Source organism: Thiomonas bhubaneswarensis (assembly GCF_001418255.1).
Lineage (GTDB): Bacteria > Pseudomonadota > Gammaproteobacteria > Burkholderiales > Burkholderiaceae_C > Thiomonas > Thiomonas bhubaneswarensis.
Map to the genome: position 1 here is coordinate 128874 of NZ_LIPV01000001.1, position 16999 is coordinate 145872.

Sequence of the window (16999 nt, forward strand, 5' to 3'; positions counted from 1 at the left end):
CACACCATGAAAATCCTGATCCCCATCGCCTTTCTGCTCATCATCGGGAGCCTGTTTTCCGGTTTGTTCTTTGTGATGAAGGATAAAGGCAAAAGCAATCGCGCCGTGTATGCACTGACTTTCAGGGTCGGGTTCTCGGTCTTGCTGTTTCTGATTCTGATCATCAGTTACAAATTGGGATGGATTCATCCCCATGACGTCGGGCAGTAAGCCCGAAGAAAAATGCGCCGCTTCTGCGGCGCATTTTTTCGGCCTGATCTACATCAGAGCCAGTAAACCAGCACGTACAGCAGCAACCAGACCACGTCGACGAAGTGCCAGTACCAGGCAGCACCCTCGAAAGCGAAGTGGTGATCGGCGGTGAAATTACCCCTGATCAGGCGAATCAGCACCACGGTCAGCATGGTCGCACCGAGGAACACGTGGAAACCGTGAAAACCGGTCAGCATGAAGAAGGTCGAGCCGTAGATGCCCGAAGACAGCTTCACGCCCTCCACCGTGTAGGCGTGGTGGTATTCGTAACCCTGCATGAACAGGAAGATCACGCCAAGCGCAATGGTCAGCGCCAGCCAGAAAATCGCCTTGCCCCGATGCGCTGCGCGCAGCGCGTGGTGAGCGATGGTCAGGGTGACGCCCGAACTCAGCAGCAGCGCCGTATTGATGGTCGGGATGGGCCACGGACCCAGCGCCTCATGCACGGAAGGAATCAGGCCACCGGGCCCCGTGGACGGCCAGGTTCCCGCGAAGTTGGGCCACAGAATCTTGCTGTGCAGCGCCGACAGATCGGGCAGCGAGAACTCACGCGAGTAATACAGCGCGCCGAAGAACGAGGCGAAGAACATCACCTCCGAGAAAATGAACCACGCCATGCTCCAGCGATACGACGTGTCCACGCGCTGGTTGTGCTTACCCGACTCACTCTCACCGATGGCCTTGCCGAACCAGCTGAACACGATATACACCACCCACAGGAAGCCTGCGAGTAACAGCCATTCCATGTGCGGCACACCGTTGAACCAAAGCCCGGCACCGAACGCCATGGCCAGCAAACCCATGGCGGTCAGCACCGGGAATTGCGATGGCCCAGGCAGAAAGTAGCCGTGGGGCTGGGTTGAAGATGCCATATTGCCTCCTGTTATGTGCGCGCGGCGCTGGAAATCACCAAATTGACAATCAAGATCAGCCCGATCACAAAGACTGCTGCGGCGAGTAAGCCTGCGGCAATGATGTGTTCGGGTTTTGCATGCTCAAAATCTTTGCTTCGCTCACTGGATTTTCGTATGCCGGCAAAAGACCAGAGTACGGCCACCACTGCGCGCAGGAAAGAAGGTCGAGAAGAGGAACTCAACACACACTTTCTACTGGATCGAGATTCGGCAGGCCTTGGCCTGCCAAATCTCGCAAATCACATACCCAAAACCTTTGCCTTGATCAGATAACCGAGGTAAATCGCCAGCGCGATACTCACCATGATCATGGCCGTCTTGAAATTCTGGCGGCGCTTTTCGGGTGGAAGCTGGCGATTGCTCATATCGATTTCAGTTGTAGCCCAGAACGCGCGTGGCATCGGCATTCAGCTTGGGCGGGGTTTCAAAGGTGTGGAACGGCGCGGGCGAGGGGATTTCCCACTCCAGGCCCTCGGCACCATCCCAAGGACGTTGCGGCGCTTTTTCGCCCTTGCCACGCAGCACCGGAATCACCACGGCGAACAGGAAGTACGCCTGCGACAGACCGAACAGCCAGGCACCGATGGTCGAGATCTGGTTGAAATCGGTGAACTGCACCGGGTAGGCCACATAGCGGCGCGGCATGCCGGCCAGACCGAGGAAGTGCTGCGGGAAGAAAGCGATGTTGAACGAAATCATCGAGGTCCAGAAGTGGATCTTGCCCGCGGTTTCGTTGTACATCACCCCGCTCCACTTCGGCGACCAGTAGTAGAAGCCCATGAAGATGCCGAACAGCGAGCCGGCCACCAGCACGTAGTGGAAGTGGGCGATCACGAAATAGGTGTTATGAAGCTGGGTGTCGATGGGCACCATCGCCAGCATCAGGCCGGTAAAGCCGCCCAGGGTGAACACGAAGATGAAGCCCACGGCAAACAGCATCGGGGTCTCGAACGTCATGGAGCCGCGCCACATCGTAGCCACCCAGTTGAACACCTTCACGCCGGTGGGCACGGCAATCAGCATGGTGGCATACATGAAGAACAGCTGGCCCGTGGTGGGCATGCCCGCGGTGAACATGTGGTGCGCCCAGACCAGGAAGGACAGGATGGCAATCGACGCCGAGGCGTACACCATCGAGCTGTAGCCGAACAGCTTCTTGCGGGAGAACGCAGGAATGACCGCGCTGACGATGCCGAACACCGGCAGAATCATCACATACACCTCGGGGTGGCCGAAGAACCAGAACAGGTGCTGATACAGCACCGGGTCACCGCCGCCGGTCGCGCTGAAGAAGCTGGTGCCGAAGTGGCGATCGGTCAGGGTCATGGTGACGGCACCGGCCAGCACGGGCATGATGGCCAGCAGCAGGTAGGCGGTGATCAGCCAGGTCCAGACGAACAGCGGCATTTTCATCAGCGTCATGCCGGGAGCGCGCATGTTCAGGATGGTGACGATGATGTTGATCGACCCCATGATGGACGATGCGCCCATCAGGTGGATGGCGAAAATCACCAGATCCATGCCCATGCCCTGCTGAACGGTCAGCGGGGCGTAGAGCGTCCAGCCCACGCCGGGTGCGCCCCCAGGGACGAAGAACGATGCCGTCAGCAGAATGCCCGCCGGGATCAGCAGCCAGAAGCTGAGGTTGTTCAGGCGCGGGAAGGCCATGTCGGGAGCGCCGATCTGCAGCGGAATCATCCAGTTGGCAAAACCCACCAGTGCGGGCATGACCGAACCGAAGATCATCATGATGCCGTGCATGGTCCCGAAAGCGTTGAACAACTCGGGATTCAACAACCAGACGTAGGGCTTCCACAGTTCGGTGCGAATCGCCAGCGCCAGAATGCCGCCCTCGAACAACATCCACAAGGCGAACAGCAAGTACATCGTGCCGATGTCTTTGTGGTTGGTGGAGAACAGCCAACGGCGGATGCCGTGGGGATGTTCGTGTGCATGGTCACCGGCGTGGGCCGATGGCGGTGCGTGATCGATGACTGCGCTCATGGTGCCTTCCTTTCCTGCCATTCCAGAAAATGTTGATACGTCGTTTTGTTGCTAGGCCGCGTTGTTATGGGTTGTCTCCCCCACCCGCGCTACTTGGTATTCAGGTCTTGCTCGGCGCAGCGCCGTCGGCCGGTGGCGTGCTGTCGGGGTGTGCCTTTTTCCACTGCGCAACCCACTGCTCGTACTCAGGCATGGTCACCACCTTGATGACGATGGGCATGAAGGCGTGATACTTGCCGCAGATCTGGGCGCACTGCCCGTAGTAGGTGCCGGTCTTTTCGGCGGTAAACCAGGTCGAACGCACGAAGCCGGGAATGGCATCCATCTGCACGCCCAGCGAATTGACATAGAAGCCGTGCAGCACGTCGTCGGACGTGGTGACGATCTTGATCTTCTTGTTCACCGGCACGACCAGCTCGTGATCGACGGCCAGAACGAAGTTGTTGGGAAGATCCTTGCCTTCGTAGATTTCGGAGTAGGGCGTGGTCAAGGTGGACCAGAAGGAAATGCCCTTGCCCGGACCGGCCATGTAGTCATAGCCCCACTTCCACTGCGCGCCCGTGGCCTTGACGGTCATGAAGGAGTCGCTGTGGTTCTCCTGCGCGATCACGGTGCGCGTAGCCGGAACCAGAATAGCGATGACGATGAGGATGGGGATGATCGTCCAGGCGATTTCGACCTTAGTGCTCTCATGGAAGTGCGCAGCCACCGCACCTTTCGACTTGCGATGCTTGAACACCGCGTAGAACATCGCGCCGAACACCACGATGCCGATGCCCAGGCAGACCCAGAGCATCATGTCCATCAGGAACTTTTCTTCCTTGGCGATGGGCGAAACCGGGTTCTGGAAATACAGACCCAGAACCTGCGGTCCACCGGGAAGACTTTCCACGGCGGCATGGGCCGCGCCCATGACTCCCAGAAGGGATGCCGCAGTTGCCAGACGGATTTGATGCATTGCTTTCATGTCGCCCCACTCTAAGAATTGGTCTCGTCCCTAAAACACATCACAAGGCCCGCAAAGCGGCCCGCAAATCTTTCACCAACACGGCCCGGCGCTCGGGTCGGGCATAGCGGCCGATGTAGGCCGTGCGGCCCGCCGAGGACACCTCGATCAGCCCGCTGTCGGGCAGCGACACCCGCACCCATTGCGGATTGAAGCTGACCGACTGCACGACACCGGCGTTTTCCCACTCCACCTGCAACTGCTGCGCCGACAGACGCACACGCTCGCGGTCGGTGGCATGGCGGCCATACACGAGCAGCGCCGTTCCCACCGCGCCCAGCTCGATGCCCGTGAACGGCATCACCAGCGCGCCACCCACATCCCAGGCGATCGACGCCACGATGAGCGAGACCACGCAGAGCGAAGCGAAAAACACCATCAACTGCTGCGGCGACATCGAACAATTGCGGCGGAACACCCAGTCCCGCAGCCAGCACTCTTCGGCCTCCTGCTCATGCAACACCCGAGCTTCGCCCACGGAGGCGCTGTGCAGACCTTGCTCCATTGCGCTTTGCGGATGATCGATGTTGTGCATTTGCATCACCTGAAGTCACTGACCGGCGTTGAGGCTCGCCCGACACAGACCTATATGAGTCAATGATTATAGGTGCGGCATCATGTCGCATCCATATTCAAGCCGCCAGTTGATTTGTTTTTGCGCGATATCAAGATGGGCGCGTTACATCTTGATCCACTGATGTAACAAACTTCAACTGCGACCCGATGTTGCAGTTTTAGCGCCTGCGCTGAGGGGCCGGCAATCCGGGTTGACGCGCAGTGTTGCGCAATTGTTCGAGGTCGAAAGTGGCCGCGCCATCGCGGGCGCGCTCGGTGCGAGGGCGAAACGCATGCCCGTAGACGAGTTCGAAGGTCAGGGTGATCCGCCCGTCGCTTTGCCGGGTGTCGTTCAGCGCGCGCAGCAGTCGCTGCCAGGCGCGCGGGGTGCGCAGGCCAGGGGCATGCGCGGGATGCGGCACGGCACCGAGGGCGCGCAATTCTTCCAGCGCGGCCTCGGCGCTGGCCCAGGTCATGCGCACCAGTTCCATGTCCATGACCGGGTCGGCAAAACCGGCCTGAACCAGTTCGTCGCCCAGGTCGTGCATGTCGGGAAACGCCATCGGCTGCGACGGGTATCCCAGCGCGCGGCAGACCTCGCCGAGTTCCTTGAGGGTATCGGGCCCGAAGGTGGTGAAAAACAGCGCGCCCTCGGGCACGAGCTGGCGCCGCCAGGCGGTGAGCACGGGCGCGCGATCACGCTGCCAGTCGAGATAGAGGTTGGACCAGAGGATGTCGGCCTGCGCGGGGTACTCGGGGTCGGCAGCATCCACCGCCTGCACCTGCACCGTCTGCGAGCGGCCGAACCAGCGCATCCACCCGCCCCGGGCAAAGCGCCGTGCCGCGACCTCGGCCAAGCGGGGCGAAGGCTCGTAGCCCAGGATCACCGCCTCGGGATACTGCTTGCGCAACAAGTCCAGCCCGTCGCCCCACGCGCAGCCCGCGTCGAGCACCCGGCGCGCCTGCGCCCGCAGCAAGGGCAGACGCTCGGCCATGCGCCTGGCCGCCTCCTGCCAGATGAAGGGCGCCGGAAACCGGGCCAGCCTGTCGCGCGCGCAGGCCACGGCGGCCAGCCAGCGGGCTTGCTGTTGCGCTGCGAGAACTTGATCGGGGCGATCCATCAACCGTGGCAATGTTCAGGGGCAATACCGCGAGAGCGGGCGATATAGTGCGGCGATGTCTGCCTGCGAGCCTCGTATTTTGCCTGCCTCATCGTGGCCAACGCTCTGGCCGGGCCGTTGCGCGCATTGCGATGCCCGCAGCAGCCAGCCGCTTTGCCACGACTGCCAGCAACAGGACTTGCCTTTGCGGCCCCGCTGCCGAACCTGCGGCGTCGTCGTGGCCGAACACGGGCAGATGTGCGGACATTGCCTGCTCCACCCGCCGCCGTGGGCAGGTGCGCTGACCCTGGGCGACTACCGCTTCCCCAACGATCAGTTCATTCTGCGCATGAAGTTCGGCGCCGAGCCCGCCCTGGCTCGCTGGTTCGGCGATCTCCTCGGCGCGCGCTGGCTGGAGGCTGATCTGCCTCTGCCCGACGTCATTCTGCCCATTCCGCTGTCGCGCGAGCGGCTGCTGGAACGAGGTTTCAACCCGGCGTGGGAAATGGCCAGGCGCATCAGCCACGCGCTGCACCGCCCCGGCCATGCCCACGATCTGCAGCGGGTGCGCCACGGCACCGCGCAGAGCAGCCTGCCGCTGGAAGCACGCAGCCGCAACATCCGCGGTGCCTACGCCTGTTCCACGCGCTGGGACGGCCAGACCCTGCTGCTGGTCGATGACGTGATGACCTCGGGGGCCACGCTGCAGGAGGCCTGCCGCGTGCTGCTGCGCCAGGGCGCGGCCGCGGTCTGGGTGGCTTTTGCGCTGCGCACCCCGCGCGAGCACAACCCCTAAATCCATCACGCCTTTCTTTTGTCACCCCCCATGTTTCACATCGTTCTGGTCGAACCCGAAATTCCGCCCAATACCGGCAACGTCATCCGGCTGTGCGCCAATACCGGCTGCACTTTGCACCTCGTCGAACCGCTGGGTTTTTCGCTCGACGACCGGCAGCTTCGCCGCGCCGGGCTCGACTATCACGAGTACGCATCGATGCAAACCCACGCCAACTGGGACGCCCTGATCGAAGCGCTGCAACCCCGGCCCGAGCGCGTCTTCGCCTTCACCACGCGCGGCAGCCGACTGATAGCCTCGGTGCGCTTCGAGCCGGGAGACTGCTTCGTCTTCGGGTCTGAGACCCGGGGACTGTCCGAAGCCCTGCGCGAACGGTTCGCCCCCGAGCAGCGACTGCGCCTGCCAATGCGCGAAGGCCAGCGCAGTCTGAACCTCTCCAACGCGGTGGCCGTGACGGTCTTCGAAGCCTGGCGTCAGCAGGACTACGCGGGCGGGGTGTAGAGACCCATCAGGTCATTCGATCGCCGAAAAATCCGGTTTGCGCTTCTGCAAAAACGCCATCATCGCCTCGCGGGCGGCGGGTGCGCCCAGCAAGGCCTGAAATACTGCCTCTTCCGAGCGCATGCGTGCCAGCACGGCCTGCGGCCCCTGGTCGCCCAGCCCCTTGAGCAGGCGCTTGGTCGCGCGCAGCGAGGGCGCCGGCAGACGCGAAAATTTTTCGGCTTGCGCCACGGCGAACTCGCGCAGCGCTTCCGCAGGCATCACCCGGTTGACCAGCCCCATGGCCTGCGCCTCGGTCGCATCGAAGGGCTCGCCCAGCAGGAGTTTCTCGGCCGCACGCTGGTAACCGGCGATCTGCGGCAGCAGCAGGCTGGACGCCGCCTCCGGGCACAGGCCCAGATGCACAAAGGGCAGAACGAACTGTGCATCTTCAGCGGCGTAGACCAGATCGCAATGCATCAGCAGCGTCGTGCCCACGCCCACGGCAAAGCCCTGGGCGGCAGCCACCAGAGGCTTGTCGAGACTGGCGAGATGGCGCAGGAACTGCAGCACCGGCGCATCTTCACCCTGCGGCGGCGCCGAAAGAAAGTCCTGCAGATCGTTGCCCGCGGTGAAACTGCTGCCCTCGCCCGCAATCAGCACCGCCTTCACTTGCGCATCGGTCGCGGCGCGCTCGAAGGCCTCGTTGGCCGCTTCGTACATCGCCAGGGTCAGCGCGTTTTTTTTCTCCGGACGGTTGAACACGATGTGCAACACGCCGTTGCGCAACTCGGTCTGCAACTGACTCATGATGTTGTCTCCTGAAATGAAAACCCGGGCTACTGCCCGGGTGTTGATCGTGCCTGGCGATCAGACGTTCTCGAAAATGCCGGCCGCTCCCTGGCCAGTGCCGATGCACATGGTCACCATGCTGTATTTGGCCTTGCGGCGGCGCATGCCGTAAATCGCCGTCGCCGCGCGGATGGCGCCGGTGGCCCCCAGCGGATGGCCCCAGGCGATGGCGCCGCCCAGCGGGTTGAGCACCTCGGGGTTGATGCCCAGATCCTTGACCACCGCCAGCGACTGCGCGGCAAAGGCTTCGTTGAGTTCGATCCAGCCGATGTCGTCGAGCTTGAGCCCGGCCTTGTCCAGCGCCGCAGGTATGGCGTACTTCGGCCCGATGCCCATGATCTCGGGCGGCACGCCCTTGACGGCAAAGCTCACGAACCGCGCCAGCGGCACGAGGTTGAACTGTTTGAGAATTTTCTCGCTCACCAGAATCAGCGCGCCTGCGCCGTCCGACGTCTGCGAACTGTTGCCCGCGGTCACGCTGCCCTTGGCCGCGAAGACCGGCTTGAGCCGCGCCAGCGCCTCGAGCGTGGTGTCGGCGCGCGGGCCTTCGTCCACGGTCATCTTGCGGGTCTTGATGTCCACCTCGGCCGTGCCCAGGCGGGGAAATTTCTCCACGATGTCCAGCGGCGTGATTTCCTCGCTGAACTCGCCCGCCGCAATACCGGCCAGCGCCTTCTGGTGCGAGGCCAGAGCGAACGCATCCTGCTCCTCGCGGCTCACCTTCCACTGCTGCGCGACCTTCTCGGCGGTCATGCCCATGCCGTAGGCGATGCCCACATGCTCGTTGTTGGCGAAGATGGCCGGGTTGAAACTGGGATGGAAGCCGCCCATGGGCACGCGGCTCATGCTCTCGGTGCCACCGGCGATCATCACATCGGCCTCGCCCACGCGGATGCGATCGGCCGCCATCTGGATGGCCGTCACGCCCGAGGCGCAGAAGCGGTTGATGGTCACGCCGCCCACGGTATCGGGCAGCCCGGACAGCAGCGCCGCGATGCGCGCCACGTTCATGCCCTGATCACCCTCGGGCATGGCGCAGCCGATCACGGCATCCTCGATCAGCTTGGGATCGAGGTTGGGCACCTGCGCCAGCGCGGCGCGGATGACGTGCACCAGCAGATCGTCGGAGCGGTAGTTTTTCAGCATCCCTCGCGGGGCCTTGCCCACCGGCGTACGGGTGGCGGCAACGATGTAGGCGTCTTGCACTTGTTTGCTCATGTCGTTCTCCTGGTGGCGGATCAGTTGCGTACCGGCTTGCCGGTCTGCAACATGCCCATGATGCGTTCCTGGGTCTTGGCCTGGCCGAGCAGTTCGCAGAAGTGCTTGCGCTCCAGCGCCATCAGCGTGGCCTCGTCGGCCTGGGCGCCCTCCTCCACATCGCCGCCACACAGCACGGTGGCGATGCGGGTGGCGATCTCGTCGTCATAAGCCGAGATGAAGCCGCCGTCGCGCAGGTTCACCAGCTGGGCGCGTATGGTGGCCACGCCGTTGCGGCCCAGCACCGGGAAGGTCTGACCCGGCAGCGGCGGACGGTAGCCCGCGTCGAACATCGCACGGGCCTGCCCCACCGCCACATGCAGCAGTTCGTGGGCGTGCATGACGATGGTGTCGCTGGGCAGCAGATAGCCCAGGTTGCGGCTTTCCAGCGCCGACTTGCCCACCGTGGCCATGGCCGCAGCCTGGAAGCCCGTCTTGAGGAAATGCAGGATGTCGCCACCCTGCGCCTGTTCGGCCGCGCGGCGGGCCAGATAGGTAAGGCCGCCACCGCCCGGTATCAGGCCCACGCCCATTTCCACCAGGCCCATATAGCTCTCGAAATGCGCAACACGCTTGGCGCAGTACACGCTCAGCTCGGTGCCGCCGCCCAGGGCGATGCCGCTGACCGCGGCCACCACGGGCACCTGGGCGTAGCGCAGGGTGAGCATCAGGTCCTGCAGCTTCTTTTCTTCGGGCTCGATGGCCTTGGGCCCACCGGCCATGAAGGCCGGCATCATCGACTGCAGATCCGCCCCGGCGGAAAACGGCCCGCTGGAGAGCGAAGTCGGCTGCCAGACGACCACACCCTTGTAACCGCTTTCGGCAAGCTCCACGGCGCGGTGCAGACCAGCGATGATGCCCGGGCCGATGGTGTTCATCTTGGTCTTGAAGCTCGCCACCAGCACGTCGTCGGCGCCCGGAGCGGTCCACAGCCTGATCGACTCGTCCTCGAACACGGTGTGGCCCGCGGTGCGTGGGTCGGGTGCGTTCTCGCCCAGCACGGCCTGCTTGAACGGCTGGCGGGCGTAGACCGGCAGGGCCGAGCGGGCAATAAAGGTGTTCTTCGCCGCCGAGTACGAGCCTTCGGGCTTGTGCACGCAGTCCACCTTGCTCACCCACTCGGGCAATGGCGCATTGCACAGCGTCTTGCCTGCGGCGATGTCTTCTGCGATCCAGTCCGCAATCTGCTTCCAGCCTGCGGCCTGCCAGCTCTCGAACGGGCCTTCGTTCCAGCCGAAGCCCCAGCGGATGGCGAAGTCGAGGTCACGGGCGTTGTCGGCAATGTCGGCCAGATGCAGCGCCACGTAATGCCACACGTCGCGGAAAATGCTCCACAGGAACTGCGCCTGCGGATTGCTCGACTCGCGCAGCAGCTTGAAGCGCTCGGCCGCGGGCTTTTTCAGCATGCGCACCACGATCTCGTCGGCCTTGCCGCCACCGGGGACGTAGTCGCCCTTGACCGGATCGAACTTGAGAATGTCCTTGCCGACTTTTTTATAGAAGCCCGCGCCGGTCTTCTGGCCCAGCGCGCCGTTGCCCACCAGCGTGGCCAGCACGGGCGGCGTGGCGTAGAGCGCGGCAAACGGGTCTTTATCCAAAGGCAGGGTGTCCTGCATGGTCTTGATGACGTGGGCCATGGTGTCCAGGCCGACCACGTCAGAGGTGCGGAAGGTCGCGCTCTTGGCCCGGCCGAGCTTGGTTCCGGTGAGGTCGTCGATGACGTCGAAGCCGAGGCCGAACTTTTCGCCCTCCTTGATGACGGCCAGGATGGAGAACACGCCCACGCGGTTGGCGACGAAGTTCGGCGTATCCTTGGCACGCACCACACCCTTGCCCAGCGTGGTGGTGAGAAAGGTTTCGAGCCGGTCGAGGATGGCGCCATCGGTGCTCGCCGTCGGGATGAGCTCCACCAGATGCATGTAGCGCGGCGGGTTGAAGAAATGCACGCCGCAGAAACGCTTGCGCAGATCGGCGTCGAAGCCTTCGGACAAGGCGGTGATGGACAGGCCCGAGGTGTTGGAGGCGAAGATGGTGTTCGCGCCCAGATGCGGCGTCACCTTCTTGTACAGATCGTGCTTCCAGTCCATGCGTTCGGCGATGGCCTCGATCACCAGATCGCAGCTCTGCAACAGTTCGAGATCGGTCTCGTAGTTGGCTTCGGTGATCAGGCCGGCGTGGGCGACGTCGCCGAGCGGCGCGGGGCTGAGCTTCTTGAGGTTGGCCACGGCCTTGTCAACGATGCCGTTCTTGGGGCCCTCCTTGGCCGGTAGATCGAACAGCACCACCGGTACCCGGGCGTTGATGCAATGGGCGGCGATCTGCGCGCCCATGACACCCGCGCCGAGTACCGCAACCTTGCGGATAGGGGTCGTCTGCGTCATGTCAGTTCCTTCAGGGAAATCGGAAAAATTCAGGGGAGCCTCAGGCGAACACCGCCTCGGTGTCCATCAGGTTCTTCGCACCACTGCGCGCCATGCGGATGGCCGCGGCAGATTCGGGATACAGGCGGCCGAAGTAAAAGCGCGCCGTCTGCAGTTTGGCCTGATAGAACGGCGAATCTTCACCCGCGGCGATCTTGCGCAGCGCCACCTGCGCCATGCGCGCGAAAGCGTAGGAAAACACCACATGACCGGCCACGCGCAGATAGGGCACGGCGGCGGCACCGACCTCGTCCTTGTTGGCCATGGCCTTCATGCCCAGCTCCATGGTGAGCTTCTGCACCTTGTCGGCCAGGTCGGCCAGCGGGTTGACGAACTCCTGCATGGCCTCGTTGACGCCTTCCTCTTCGATGAAGTCGGTGAGGATCTTGCCGAACTTGCGCAGCCGCGCGCCGCCGTCCATCAGCACCTTGCGGCCCAGAAGATCGAGCGACTGGATGGTGTTGGTGCCCTCGTAGATCAGGTTGATGCGGGCATCGCGCACGAATTGCTCCATGCCCCATTCGCGGATGTAGCCGTGGCCGCCGAACACCTGCAGACATTCGTTCGTGGCCTGCAAGCCGTTGTCGGTGATGAAGGCCTTGACGATGGGCGTGAGCAGCGAGACCAGATCGTCCGCGTCCTTGCGCACCTCGGCGTCGGGGTGGTGCAGCGAACGGTCGAGTTCGAGCGCCACCCAGTAGGCCAGAAAGCGCCCGCCCTCGGTCCAGGCGCGCGCGGTAAGCAACATGCGGCGCACGTCGGGATGCACGAGGATGGGGTCGGCCGGTTTGTCGGGCGCCTTCGGGCCGGAGAGCGCGCGCATCTGCAGACGATCGCGGGCGTAGGCCAGAGCGTTCTGGTACGCCACTTCGGTCAGGCCGAGCGACTGCATGCCCACGCCCAGCCGCGCCCCGTTCATCATCACGAACATCGCCGCCAGGCCCTTGTTGGGCTCGCCCACCATCCAGCCGGTGGCGTCTTCCAGCGTCATCTGGCAGGTGGAATTGGCGTGTATGCCCATCTTGTGTTCGATGCCCGAGCAGAAAATGCCGTTGCGCTCGCCCACCGCGCCGTCTGCCGTCGGCAGGAACTTGGGCACGATGAAAAGCGAAATGCCCTTGCTGCCCTCGGGGGCGTCGGGCAGCTTGGCCAGCACCATGTGCACGATGTTGTCGGCCAGGTCATGTTCGCCGCTGGAGATGAAGATTTTTTGACCGCTGAGTTTGTGGCTGCCGTCGGCCTGCGGCACGGCCTTGGTGCGAATGAGGCCAAGGTCGGTGCCGCAATGCGGCTCGGTCAGGCACATGGTGCCCGTCCACTCGCCCGCCACCAGCTTGGGCATGTAGAGTGCCTTCTGCTCGGTGCTGCCATGCGCGTTCAGCAATTCGGTCACGCCTTGCGTAAGGCCGGGATACATGGTCCAGGCCTGATTGGCGGCGTTCTGCATCTCGTGCACCGCGCTGCCCACCAGATGCGGCAGGCCCTGACCGCCGTACTGTGTCTCGGCGGTGAGCCCCATCCATCCGGCCTGCACGAACTGATCCCACGCGGCCTTGAAGCCCTTGGGCGTGGTCACGCTGTGCGTGGCGGCATCGAAGTGGCAACCCTCGGCGTCGCCGCTGGCGTTGAGCGGCTGCAACACCTCGCTGCAGAACTTGCCCGCCTCTTCGCACACCTGGTTGATGAGGTCGGGATCGACCTCGGCATAGGGGGGCATCTCCTTTAGCACGGTGGTGGCGTCGAGCACCTCGTGCATGATGAACTGCATGTCGCGCAGCGGTGGGGTGTATTGGGGCATCGGGGTCTCCTCAAAGCGGGCTTGAATGGGGTCAGTGATGGTCGGCGTCGTTCGCCGCGAGATCTTGTGAAAGGCAGGGCAAAAGCAGCGGCAGCCCTTCGGGCGTGGCCCTGTCGCGCAGCAGGGCGTCGAGGCTGCGGCAGGCAAGCGTGAGGCTGTTGGGCAGCTTGAGCAGCCGGGCGTCGTGATGCAGGGCGAGGATGTAGCCGTGGATCTGGAACATGAGCTGCTGTGGGTCGGTGTCGGGCTTGAGGTGGCCGACCTCGATCGCCTGCGCGATGGCGCGGCGCACCGCGTCGTGCCAGGTCTGGATCATGGCCACCAGCGCATCGCGTACCGTGCCCGGCCTGTCGTCGAACTCCACCGCGCTGGAGATGTAGATGCAGCCGGTTTCCATCTCCACGCTCACCCGCTGCAGCCAGCGCTGCACCATGGTCGCCAGGCGGGGTATGCCGCGCGGCTGCTCGATGGCGCGGTAAAACACTTCTTGCTCGAACAGATCGTGATAGTGGCGGATGACGGCGATCTGCAGTTCCTCGCGCGAGCCGAAATGGGCGAACACGCCCGATTTGCTCATCTCCATGCGATCGGCCAGCACGCCGATGGACAGCCCCTCCAGACCGATGCGCCCTGCCATCTGCAAGGCGCAATCGACGATGGCCTGTCGGGTCTGCCGCCCCTTGGCCGAACCGGTGGGCGGTGCCTCATCACGCAGGGAAGCCGCCACCTTGTCGGCCGAGGTCTTGGTGCCGACCGTCCTCCGGGGGGCGCGACGCGATGCGAGGGGAGAGCGAACGGCGGTCATGGGAGGGACGGTGCACGCGGCACGCAGAAAAAACGAACGGTCGTACTATTTCTGATTCTCGCCGCTTTGTCAACCACAACCCGCAGATGGGCCCAGGAGCCTGTCGGGCTTGGGTGCCGGGCGAATCGGTCGTTTGCCGCCTAAACTGCAAGCCGCTGCTCACTGCCCCGCCCACCACCATGACCGAAACCATTCTCGCCGCCGTCCCATCGGACGGCCTCGTGCGCGCCGCCTGTCCGCACGACTGCCCCGATACCTGCGCCCTGCTCGTCACCGTCAAGGACGGCGTGGCGGTGAGCGTGCGCGGGGATCCCGACCATCCCACGACCCACGGCGCGCTGTGCGCGAAGGTGTCGCGCTACACCGAGCGCACCTATCACCCCGACCGCCTGCTGCAACCCCTCAAGCGCACCGGTCCCAAGGGCAACGGGCAGTTCACGCCCGTGAGCTGGGACGAGGCGCTGGACGACATCGCCGCGCGCCTCAAGACCATCGCCGCGCGCGATCCTCAAGCCATCCTGCCCTATTCCTACGGCGGCACGCTCGGCTTTGTGCAGGGCGAGAGCATGGCGGCGCGTTTTTTTCACAAGCTCGGCGCCAGTCTGCTCGACCGCACCATCTGCTCCACCGCAGGCGAAGCCGGACTGAACGCGGTGATCGGTGGCAAGCTGGGCATGGATGTGGAGCAGTTCGAACACAGCAAGCTGATCCTCATCTGGGGCAGCAACAGCATCACCAGCAACCTGCACTTCTGGACCTACGCCCAGCGCGCCAAGCGCCAGGGCGCCAAGCTGGTGTGCATCGACCCCTGGCGCAACGACACCGCCGAGAAGTGCCACGAGCATGTGCAACTGCGCCCCGGCACCGACGCGGCACTGGCCTACGCGCTGATGCACGAGCTGATCACCCATGACTGGCTCGACCACGACTACATCGAGCAGTACACGGTGGGCTTTGCCGCGCTGCGCGAACGCGCGCTGCAGTGGCCGCCGGAGCGCGCGGCGGCGGTCTGCGGCGTGCCGGTCGAGCAGATCCGCCAGCTTGCGCGCGACTATGGCACGCTCTCGCCTGCCGCCATCCGCATGAACTACGGCCTGCAGCGCGTGCGTGGCGGTGCCAATGCGGTACGCGCCATCGCCTGTCTGCCCTCGCTGGTGGGAGCCTGGCGACATGACGCCGGCGGGCTGCTGATGTCCAGCTCCAACCACTTCAAGGCCGACGGCGCCGCGCTGGAGCGCCCCGACCTGCTGGCTGGGCGCAAGCCGCGCACGCTCAATATGGTGACCCTGGGCGACGACCTGCTGCGCTCATCCAGCCCTGCCTTCGGCCCGAAGATCGAGGCGCTCATCGTCTACAACAGCAACCCGATGGCCGTCGCGCCCGAGGGCAACAAGGTGCGCGAGGGCTTCGCCCGAGACGATCTGTTCACCGTGGTGCTGGAACATTTCCAGACCGACACGGCCGACTATGCCGACTATGTGCTGCCGGCCACCACCCAGCTCGAACACCTGGACGTGCACAAGTCTTACGGACACCGCTACTGGCTCGCGAACAACGCTGCCGTGGCGCCGCTCGGCCAGGCCAAGCCCAATACCGAAATCTTCCGCCTGCTCGCCGCCCGCATGGGGTTTGCCGATCCCTGTTTTGCCGAGAACGATGAGCAGATCGCCGCGCAGACCATCGCCGCCGACGTGCGCAACGGCGACATCGCCTGGGCACGTCTGAAAACCGAAGGTTGGGCCAAGCTGCCCGGCGCCACCGCCCCGTTTGCGCGCGGCGGCTTTCCCACGCCTTCGGGCAGGTGCGAATTCTGGTCGCAACGCGAGCTCGATGCCGGGCGCGACCCCTTGCCCGAGGTGATTTTGCCCTACGAGAGTGAGGAGACAGCGCCCGAGCTTGCCGCGCGTTATCCCTTGGCCATGATTTCGCCGCCCGCCCGCAACTTCCTCAACTCCACGTTCGTGAACGTGGACAGCCTGCGGCAACTCGAAGGCGAGCCCGCGCTGCTCATCCACCCTGACGATGCAGCCCGGCGTGGCCTTGCCGACGGTCAGATGGTGCGCACCTTCAACGACCGCGGTGCGGCGCTGAGCCGCGCGCGCATCAGCACCCGCACCCGCCCTGGTCAGATCGTGGGTCTGGGCCTCTGGTGGCGCAAGCTCTCACCCGACGGGCAGAACGTCAACGCACTCACGCACCAGCGGCTCACAGACCTCGGCGCGGGGCCGTGCTTCTACGACTGTCTGGTCGAAGTGGCCCCGGCGTGAGCGACCCAGTGCTGCTGTCGGCGTTCGATGCCGAGAACGCCTATCTCGCATTCGATGGCCTGTGGTGCTCGGGTCAGCTCAGCGCAGCCGACGTCGCCCGCTTGCCTGCATTGGGCGTGAACACCGTCATCAATCTGGCGCCGCCCCATGCTTCGAAGGTTCTGCCCGGCGAAGCCGAGCAGGTCACCGCGCTGGGGCTGAACTATGTGCAGATTCCGGTGATCTGGGATGCGCCCGAGCCCGACCAGTTCGAGCTATTCGTGGGCGTGATGACCGCTGTTGGGCATAAGCCCGTCTGGCTGCATTGCGCGAAAAACATGCGGGCTTCGGCCTTCGTCTACCTCTACCGCCTGCTCATTCGCGGCGAGGACGAATCGCTGGCGGTCTGGCCGATGTCGCAGGTCTGGACGCCGAACCCCACTTGGCAACGATGGATCGGCGCGGTGCGCCACGCCCGCGGTGCCGACCCGGCGCAGCCCGAACCACGCTGAGC

At 64.1% G+C, this 16999-nt stretch carries 17 protein-coding genes and 1 pseudogene; 6 read left to right on the top strand and 12 right to left on the bottom strand.

Annotated features, from left to right (window positions below; genetic code table 11):
* Positions 1 to 6 precede the first annotated feature (6 nt).
* Positions 7 to 210 carry a twin transmembrane helix small protein gene (locus ASC45_RS00610; protein ID WP_055449099.1) on the top strand — a complete coding sequence of 68 codons (204 nt, stop codon included), beginning with the start codon at positions 7 to 9 and terminating at the stop codon, positions 208 to 210.
* Between the two features lie 53 nt (positions 211 to 263).
* On the opposite strand, the gene ASC45_RS00615 is transcribed toward ASC45_RS00610, so the two are convergent.
* The 7 genes from ASC45_RS00615 to ASC45_RS00635 all read right to left on the bottom strand — a co-directional run bounded on the left by ASC45_RS00615 (position 264) and on the right by ASC45_RS00635 (position 5852).
* The gene (locus ASC45_RS00615) at positions 264 to 1124 is read right to left on the bottom strand and encodes a cytochrome c oxidase subunit 3 (RefSeq protein ID WP_055449100.1); all 861 of its coding nucleotides are present in this window, start codon (positions 1122 to 1124) and stop codon (positions 264 to 266) included.
* A gap of 11 nt (positions 1125 to 1135) precedes the next feature.
* Entirely contained in the window at positions 1136 to 1312 is a 177-nt protein-coding gene (locus ASC45_RS15385; protein WP_245609897.1) for a DUF2970 domain-containing protein, read from the bottom strand.
* Between the two features lie 93 nt (positions 1313 to 1405).
* Positions 1406 to 1531, bottom strand: coding sequence for a hypothetical protein (locus ASC45_RS16115; RefSeq protein ID WP_281173280.1), 126 nt, complete (start codon positions 1529 to 1531; stop codon positions 1406 to 1408).
* Between the two features lie 7 nt (positions 1532 to 1538).
* On the bottom strand, positions 1539 to 3170 hold the full coding sequence (gene ctaD, locus ASC45_RS00620; RefSeq protein WP_055449101.1) for a cytochrome c oxidase subunit I: 1632 nt from the start codon (positions 3168 to 3170) through the stop codon (positions 1539 to 1541).
* A gap of 100 nt (positions 3171 to 3270) precedes the next feature.
* Positions 3271 to 4137: a cytochrome c oxidase subunit II gene (gene coxB, locus ASC45_RS00625; RefSeq protein WP_055449102.1), complete on the bottom strand. Its 867-nt coding sequence runs from the start codon at positions 4135 to 4137 to the stop codon at positions 3271 to 3273.
* Positions 4138 to 4177: 40 nt separating this feature from the next.
* Positions 4178 to 4711 (bottom strand): DUF2244 domain-containing protein, encoded by a 534-nt coding sequence (locus ASC45_RS00630; RefSeq protein WP_245609898.1) that lies wholly within the window; start codon positions 4709 to 4711, stop codon positions 4178 to 4180.
* Positions 4712 to 4910: 199 nt separating this feature from the next.
* Entirely contained in the window at positions 4911 to 5852 is a 942-nt protein-coding gene (locus tag ASC45_RS00635) for a methyltransferase domain-containing protein (protein WP_055449103.1), read from the bottom strand.
* A gap of 55 nt (positions 5853 to 5907) precedes the next feature.
* Here ASC45_RS00635 and ASC45_RS15970 point away from each other — a divergent pair.
* The 3 genes and pseudogenes from ASC45_RS15970 to trmL all read left to right on the top strand — a co-directional run.
* A pseudogene (locus ASC45_RS15970) lies at positions 5908 to 6045 on the top strand (ComF family protein); the annotation flags it as partial.
* A gap of 24 nt (positions 6046 to 6069) precedes the next feature.
* Positions 6070 to 6627 (top strand): ComF family protein, encoded by a 558-nt coding sequence (locus tag ASC45_RS00640; RefSeq protein ID WP_245609919.1) that lies wholly within the window; start codon positions 6070 to 6072, stop codon positions 6625 to 6627.
* A 30-nt stretch (positions 6628 to 6657) separates the two neighbouring features.
* Complete coding sequence (trmL, locus tag ASC45_RS00645) at positions 6658 to 7128, top strand: tRNA (uridine(34)/cytosine(34)/5-carboxymethylaminomethyluridine(34)-2'-O)-methyltransferase TrmL (protein ID WP_055449105.1); 471 nt, start codon at positions 6658 to 6660, stop codon at positions 7126 to 7128.
* A gap of 12 nt (positions 7129 to 7140) precedes the next feature.
* Here the strand turns inward: trmL and ASC45_RS00650 are convergent, their stop codons facing one another.
* Genes ASC45_RS00650 through ASC45_RS00670 form a run of 5 tightly spaced genes read right to left on the bottom strand, consistent with a single transcriptional unit; the run spans position 7141 to position 14239 of the window.
* On the bottom strand, positions 7141 to 7917 hold the full coding sequence (locus ASC45_RS00650; protein ID WP_055449106.1) for an enoyl-CoA hydratase: 777 nt from the start codon (positions 7915 to 7917) through the stop codon (positions 7141 to 7143).
* Positions 7918 to 7977: 60 nt separating this feature from the next.
* Positions 7978 to 9177: an acetyl-CoA C-acyltransferase gene (locus ASC45_RS00655; RefSeq protein WP_055449107.1), complete on the bottom strand. Its 1200-nt coding sequence runs from the start codon at positions 9175 to 9177 to the stop codon at positions 7978 to 7980.
* 20 nt (positions 9178 to 9197) lie between these two features.
* Positions 9198 to 11597 carry a 3-hydroxyacyl-CoA dehydrogenase/enoyl-CoA hydratase family protein gene (locus tag ASC45_RS00660; protein WP_055449108.1) on the bottom strand — a complete coding sequence of 800 codons (2400 nt, stop codon included), beginning with the start codon at positions 11595 to 11597 and terminating at the stop codon, positions 9198 to 9200.
* Between the two features lie 40 nt (positions 11598 to 11637).
* Entirely contained in the window at positions 11638 to 13434 is a 1797-nt protein-coding gene (locus ASC45_RS00665) for an acyl-CoA dehydrogenase C-terminal domain-containing protein (protein WP_055449109.1), read from the bottom strand.
* Between the two features lie 31 nt (positions 13435 to 13465).
* Positions 13466 to 14239, bottom strand: coding sequence for a TetR/AcrR family transcriptional regulator (locus ASC45_RS00670; protein ID WP_082454158.1), 774 nt, complete (start codon positions 14237 to 14239; stop codon positions 13466 to 13468).
* Between the two features lie 179 nt (positions 14240 to 14418).
* Between ASC45_RS00670 and ASC45_RS00675 the strand changes: the two genes are divergently transcribed.
* The gene (locus ASC45_RS00675; RefSeq protein ID WP_055449110.1) at positions 14419 to 16506 is read left to right on the top strand and encodes a molybdopterin-containing oxidoreductase family protein; all 2088 of its coding nucleotides are present in this window, start codon (positions 14419 to 14421) and stop codon (positions 16504 to 16506) included.
* On the top strand, positions 16503 to 16997 hold the full coding sequence (locus ASC45_RS00680; RefSeq protein WP_055449111.1) for a protein tyrosine phosphatase family protein: 495 nt from the start codon (positions 16503 to 16505) through the stop codon (positions 16995 to 16997). Before ASC45_RS00675 ends, ASC45_RS00680 begins: the two co-directional genes overlap by 4 nt.
* Positions 16998 to 16999 lie beyond the last annotated feature (2 nt).

Coding starts and splice junctions, on each gene's coding strand:
- ASC45_RS16115 (WP_281173280.1), bottom strand. CDS start 1,531: ATGAGCAATCGCCAGCTTCCACCCGAAAAGCGCCGCCAGAATTTCAAG.
- ctaD (WP_055449101.1), bottom strand. CDS start 3,170: ATGAGCGCAGTCATCGATCACGCACCGCCATCGGCCCACGCCGGTGAC.
- trmL (WP_055449105.1), top strand. CDS start 6,658: ATGTTTCACATCGTTCTGGTCGAACCCGAAATTCCGCCCAATACCGGC.
- ASC45_RS00655 (WP_055449107.1), bottom strand. CDS start 9,177: ATGAGCAAACAAGTGCAAGACGCCTACATCGTTGCCGCCACCCGTACG.
- ASC45_RS00660 (WP_055449108.1), bottom strand. CDS start 11,597: ATGACGCAGACGACCCCTATCCGCAAGGTTGCGGTACTCGGCGCGGGT.
- ASC45_RS00615 (WP_055449100.1), bottom strand. CDS start 1,124: ATGGCATCTTCAACCCAGCCCCACGGCTACTTTCTGCCTGGGCCATCG.
- ASC45_RS00630 (WP_245609898.1), bottom strand. CDS start 4,711: ATGCACAACATCGATCATCCGCAAAGCGCAATGGAGCAAGGTCTGCAC.
- ASC45_RS00665 (WP_055449109.1), bottom strand. CDS start 13,434: ATGCCCCAATACACCCCACCGCTGCGCGACATGCAGTTCATCATGCAC.
- ASC45_RS00670 (WP_082454158.1), bottom strand. CDS start 14,239: ATGACCGCCGTTCGCTCTCCCCTCGCATCGCGTCGCGCCCCCCGGAGG.
- ASC45_RS00650 (WP_055449106.1), bottom strand. CDS start 7,917: ATGAGTCAGTTGCAGACCGAGTTGCGCAACGGCGTGTTGCACATCGTG.
- ASC45_RS00675 (WP_055449110.1), top strand. CDS start 14,419: ATGACCGAAACCATTCTCGCCGCCGTCCCATCGGACGGCCTCGTGCGC.
- ASC45_RS00610 (WP_055449099.1), top strand. CDS start 7: ATGAAAATCCTGATCCCCATCGCCTTTCTGCTCATCATCGGGAGCCTG.
- coxB (WP_055449102.1), bottom strand. CDS start 4,137: ATGAAAGCAATGCATCAAATCCGTCTGGCAACTGCGGCATCCCTTCTG.
- ASC45_RS00635 (WP_055449103.1), bottom strand. CDS start 5,852: ATGGATCGCCCCGATCAAGTTCTCGCAGCGCAACAGCAAGCCCGCTGG.